Origin of the sequence: Thermococcus sp. 101 C5 (genome assembly GCF_009372125.1) — an archaeon.
Lineage (GTDB): Archaea > Methanobacteriota_B > Thermococci > Thermococcales > Thermococcaceae > Thermococcus_A > Thermococcus_A bergensis.
In genome coordinates, this window is the sequence record NZ_WHIZ01000096.1 from 1 (window position 1) to 4,443 (window position 4,443).

Here is a 4,443-nt window from a genome sequence, read left to right on the forward strand (position 1 = left end):
TTCATGTTCCCCCTTCTTTTTCTAAAGTACTGCCAGTAACTTAAACCTGACACCCCACAGCTTATCCTAACAGTATCTTGCTTAGAATAATAGCAAAAAGGAATAAACGTCCCTGTGTCCCTGCAGAACCCCTTAAACGGGCCCAAAATTAAAAATGAAGTGGAAAAGCTAGGAATTTTTAGCCGATAGAATTCTTCCAATTGTGACGGAAACAAACATTCCTAAGATGCTGGTCAAAGATGCAAGTGCATAGAGGTGCTGACTCAGTACTCCATACTCATATCCCAGCTCACCTACGAGCAGTCCAAGGACTCCGAAGCTAGCTACCCCGCTGGCCCTTATTATTGTTGTTCTGATATCCTTGTTCCAAGTGAACCCCATTGTCAGGAGGATTCTGAGGACATAGACCAAGACAAAGAGATACACCACTTCCACTGAGAATTCAGTTTCAAAGTTTATTCCTCTCCATGCAAAGAAAATTGGGGCGAAAATACCGTAGGTTACTCCAGATATTATTGTGTGGACTCTCTTATACTGCTTGGTTCCTATTAGGTCACTGTGAAGCAAAAGTCCAACGACGAAAGCACCGATACTAAAGTGAAGCCCAATCATTTCGCTGATAAGTGCTATTGAGGTTGCGAGAATCATTACCAGCCCAAAAACTGCCTCATCACTTTTTAAATTCCTGAGTGCCCGGATAATCAGTACTTTATGCTTAACGTTTAGGAAATAGTTTATTCCAAAGAGGGCTCCTAAGAATACGCCGTCTTTCAGCAGCTCAACAAGCAAGCCCAAATACGTTAAGTGGTAAACTTCAAAGTTAATCAGAAGGTATAAACTGAGAAGGGCCCCAATTTCGCTTATCACGGCATATGAGAGGGCTACATGCAGGAAATCGCCTCCAAAAAATCTGGACAATCTAAGAACTATGGGGGCTGAGGCTACAGATAGTATTGAGCCGACTATAAGGTTCTCGTGAGAGAGCGTATAGTTTGTGAAAGGAAGAGTTACAAAAGTCATTAAGGCGTAGGTTAAGATGTACAGGGGAAGGCTCTTTTTACCGCCTAGGTGGACCTCTTCTGGAGTAACCTCCAACCCAGCATACATCATCAGGAAGAATACACCAAGTTCCGCAAGAAGGTTCAACTCCTCCCTGGGCATTGAAACGAGAAAGCTTCCCAGTAATAGGCCCGCTGAGATCTCTCCAAGGAATCCGGGATAGCCTATGCGCTCAAATATCTCGGCAAGAACCCTTGCAACTGCAATTATGATGAACACATAGCCAATTACACCAATTTCCACTGACATCCCCATCTTTTTGGCGTCGCCTTATATTAAAAAGGTTTTCTAAAAAGGCAAATCATATTAGCCAGATGTCCAATATCTATTTTTTCTTGCCACATAATTTTCGGAATATTCATAATCCGTTGAAGGCAAATGTTAAGGCAGTTAAAGAATGAGTAAGATTACAGAAAAGTTTTTACTCTGTAAAGCGCTATTTGTATTTATGAGGCACTACGAGATTTTGAAAATTAAAGAGAACGGAAAAGTAGAGATACCTCTTGAATGGGCATATGAAGTCGGGCTTGTTAAAGATGCCTACTTTCTGGTGGAGATTGATACTAATCTCCATGAAATCCACCTTGAGAGAGTAGCCCTTCCCGGAAAAGAACTTGTAGAGATTGAACTTGTAGTTAAAGACAGGCCAGGAGTTTTAGCTAAAATTACCAGCACACTCGGAAAGCATAAGGCCAACATCTTATTCAGTGAAGCCGAAGAGATGGAGCCCCTTGGCCTTGGTGCAATAGTTGCGGTCGTAGATGTCAGCCAGATGGATATAAGCAAGAAAGAGCTCATTGCAGAACTGCAAAATATTGAGGAAGTCATGGAGGTTTCGCTAAAGGAAATTGAATAAAAACAAGAGCAACACAGCAGTGAACAAAACCATATAGGCATTTATCTCTTTGCCCAGGGTTTTGAATTGCTCCGGCGTAAAAGCCCTAAGGGATACCTCAAAGACTCCCAGCTTCCTGAGCAGGTAAAAGATAAAGATGGCAATGGCAAGGCTGATGGAGTCCTTGAAGACACTGAGATGCGGATGGAGGTAGATGCCTCCGAGAAGTGTTAGAATTGCAAGAGACAATGAAATCACTTCTTTTCTTTTGGGGATTTCGATTTTTTCTCCTCTTTTCGAAAGATAATAGTTAAGCTTTGTAAACGACACCAGAGTGCCGATTCCTCCCGCATAAAAAGCATATTTCAGAAATCCCTTGAGGTTCTCAATTAGCATAGCCTTCCCAAATGCTCCGATAAATGGGCTGACACCTCCGATAGCGAGGCTTAGCAAGACGATTGCAAGCATTAAACTCTTGTTGTTTCTATACGATAGTTTTTCCAAGTCCCGAGTCCCATAATGCTCCGCTAAGCTTCCTACACTTAAGAAAAGGCCACCTTTAAATAGAGAATGGGCTAGGGCGTAGTAGGCGGCAGCCAAAGGATTTAAGAGGGCTATTCCGAGAAGCACGTAGCCCATCTGTGAAACAGTGTGATATGCCAAAAGCCTCTCGGAGTTTTTCTGTAAGATTGCCATTGCTATCCCAAAAAACATAGAAAGGAACGCCAGAGAAAGCAACATTTTTTGCACGAAACTATTGAGTGGGAACGTCAATGTGAGAAGAATCATCCCGTATGCAGGAGCTTTGACAACCAAACCTGAAAGAAGAGCACTTACTGGAGCATCTGCCTTGGAGTGGGCATCTGGAAGCCAGAAGTACAGAGGGAAGATTCCGCTCTTCAAGAGCAGAGATGTAAAAGATAGGGCTAAAGCCACGTTAATCTCCCTCGACATTTCCAGATTTTCTTTTATAAGGGCTAGGTTCAGGTAGCCTGTTTTCAGGTAGATAATCCCTATCCCCAAGATGAAAATGTATGAAGCCAGAAGGGAAAAGACCGTGTATTTGAAAGCTGCCCTCCTTGCTCCTTTCTCCTTTGAAATTCCCACAAGAGCAAAGCTTGCTACCGATGCTATCTCCATGTAGATATAATAATTGAAGAGGTCTCTGCTTATAAAAGCTCCCAAAAGCCCCGAATGAAGAAGGAGGATAAGGACATAGGCCTTGTTTTCAATTTTCCTTGGATAGTAACCCCACACATAGAGGGCAACAAAAGCAGAGAGAATAAGCTCTGCCACTATAAAGGGGATGTTATAAGCATCTACGGCAACCTCAATGCCAGAGACTCTGCTCCAGTTTCCGACAACTTCATTGGAGGGGAGGTTATTGATTATTTGGGGTAGAATAAGCCATGGGGACAGCATGCCAATTAGGAACAGATGCTTGGAAAACCTCTCTCTCCTTAAAGCTGGAAGGATGGAGGTTAAAAATGCCGCAGCAAGTGGAAACGCAACGATAAGAGGAATCATTCTTCTTCCCTCCTCATTTTTAGGATTAATGCCAACGCAAGAGATGTTATAGCGACATCAACAACGAGAGTGGTAAGCATAAGGGTAGCGGGTAAAGGATCGACAACTTTTTCTCTGGGCATTATTGGAACGTCCCCCCCTTCTATGTATCCAGTGCCGATGAAGAAGAGGACGAGCCCTATGGACACTACGTTTATGGACAGGACTATCTTGATCAGGTTTTCCTTTGTCATGAGGCCATAAAGTCCTATGAGGATTATTATAATTCCAGCAAGTTCGGGGTTAATCACGTTCCACCCACCTCAGCAGGATGTAAAACATGAACGTAAATGCCGCTCCAACCTTCAATGCAACGCCTATGTTGAAGAGAGGTATTGTCCCTCCGCTTATGAGAGAGCCAATCTCTCCTCCTCGCAGAAAGTTGTAGAAAAATCCACCAAACACTACTCCAGCTGTTGCCAAGAGGACCAAAAATCCTCCTGAAATCCCCTCGATGAGCTGAACCTCCCAGAATTTGAAAGTCTTTCTAACCCTCCTATAGCCGTGGGAGGTTATCAAGAGGATAACACTAACAGCTAAAATGACTCCCGCCTGAAACCCTCCTCCCGGGCTTAGGTGGCCGTAGACCATTAAATATGCGGAATAAACCACCAGAAATGGACTTATGAGCTTCGTTGTTGTTCGCACTATCAAGCTCATCTTCATTTTTTCTTCCCTCCCAGAAGGAGGTAAAAGCCCGCAATTGCTGTAAAAAGTAGAGTTGCTTCTCCTAAACTATCGTATGCCCTCCAATCCGCCAAGATTGCCGTTACTAAATTGGGAATTCCAACTTCTTTCCAGCTGGTGATGTAGTACTCATAGCTTCCCGTTCTGCCTACCCGTAAAGTGTGTGTAAAGTGTTAATCTCGTAACGGGTGGGCTTCCCTCCTCCCGTCTTCATTGGAGGGCTTTCGGGGGGAACGGAGACTCCCCACATCTTCAAGGCTTTCAAACGAATATTCCAACTCCCAACAACATCCCTA

General features: G+C 43.7%; 5 protein-coding genes and 1 pseudogene. 1 reads left to right on the forward strand and 5 read right to left on the reverse strand.

The window, feature by feature from the left end; genetic code table 11:
* Nucleotides 1–168 precede the first annotated feature (168 nt).
* The gene (locus GBV73_RS10535) at nt 169–1,314 is read right to left on the reverse strand and encodes a cation:proton antiporter (protein ID WP_253910364.1); all 1,146 of its coding nucleotides are present in this window, start codon (nt 1,312–1,314) and stop codon (nt 169–171) included.
* Nucleotides 1,315–1,507: 193 nt separating this feature from the next.
* Here GBV73_RS10535 and GBV73_RS10540 point away from each other — a divergent pair, with 193 nt between their 5' ends.
* Nucleotides 1,508–1,915 (forward strand): ACT domain-containing protein, encoded by a 408-nt coding sequence (locus GBV73_RS10540; protein ID WP_042699388.1) that lies wholly within the window; start codon nt 1,508–1,510, stop codon nt 1,913–1,915.
* Here GBV73_RS10540 and GBV73_RS10545 read toward each other — a convergent pair.
* The 4 genes and pseudogenes from GBV73_RS10545 to GBV73_RS11440 all read right to left on the reverse strand — a co-directional run.
* Nucleotides 1,898–3,421 (reverse strand): proton-conducting transporter membrane subunit, encoded by a 1,524-nt coding sequence (locus GBV73_RS10545; protein ID WP_152881219.1) that lies wholly within the window; start codon nt 3,419–3,421, stop codon nt 1,898–1,900. The two genes, GBV73_RS10540 and GBV73_RS10545, sit on opposite strands and share 18 nt — an antisense overlap.
* Nucleotides 3,418–3,711, reverse strand: a complete 294-nt coding sequence (locus GBV73_RS10550; protein WP_042699383.1) for a cation:proton antiporter subunit C — start codon at nt 3,709–3,711, stop codon at nt 3,418–3,420. Before GBV73_RS10550 ends, GBV73_RS10545 begins: the two co-directional genes overlap by 4 nt.
* Nucleotides 3,704–4,126 (reverse strand): Na(+)/H(+) antiporter subunit B, encoded by a 423-nt coding sequence (locus GBV73_RS10555; protein ID WP_042699381.1) that lies wholly within the window; start codon nt 4,124–4,126, stop codon nt 3,704–3,706. Before GBV73_RS10555 ends, GBV73_RS10550 begins: the two co-directional genes overlap by 8 nt.
* 169 nt (nt 4,127–4,295) lie before the next feature.
* Nucleotides 4,296–4,443: pseudogene (locus tag GBV73_RS11440) on the reverse strand (RNA-guided endonuclease TnpB family protein); the annotation flags it as partial.

What these genes read in the sequence shown, in the direction of transcription:
- GBV73_RS10555 (WP_042699381.1), bottom strand. Translation starts at nt 4,126, where the DNA reads ATGAAGATGAGCTTGATAGTGCGAACAACAACGAAGCTCATAAGTCCA.
- GBV73_RS10545 (WP_152881219.1), bottom strand. Translation starts at nt 3,421, where the DNA reads ATGATTCCTCTTATCGTTGCGTTTCCACTTGCTGCGGCATTTTTAACC.
- GBV73_RS10540 (WP_042699388.1), top strand. Translation starts at nt 1,508, where the DNA reads ATGAGGCACTACGAGATTTTGAAAATTAAAGAGAACGGAAAAGTAGAG.
- GBV73_RS10535 (WP_253910364.1), bottom strand. Translation starts at nt 1,314, where the DNA reads ATGGGGATGTCAGTGGAAATTGGTGTAATTGGCTATGTGTTCATCATA.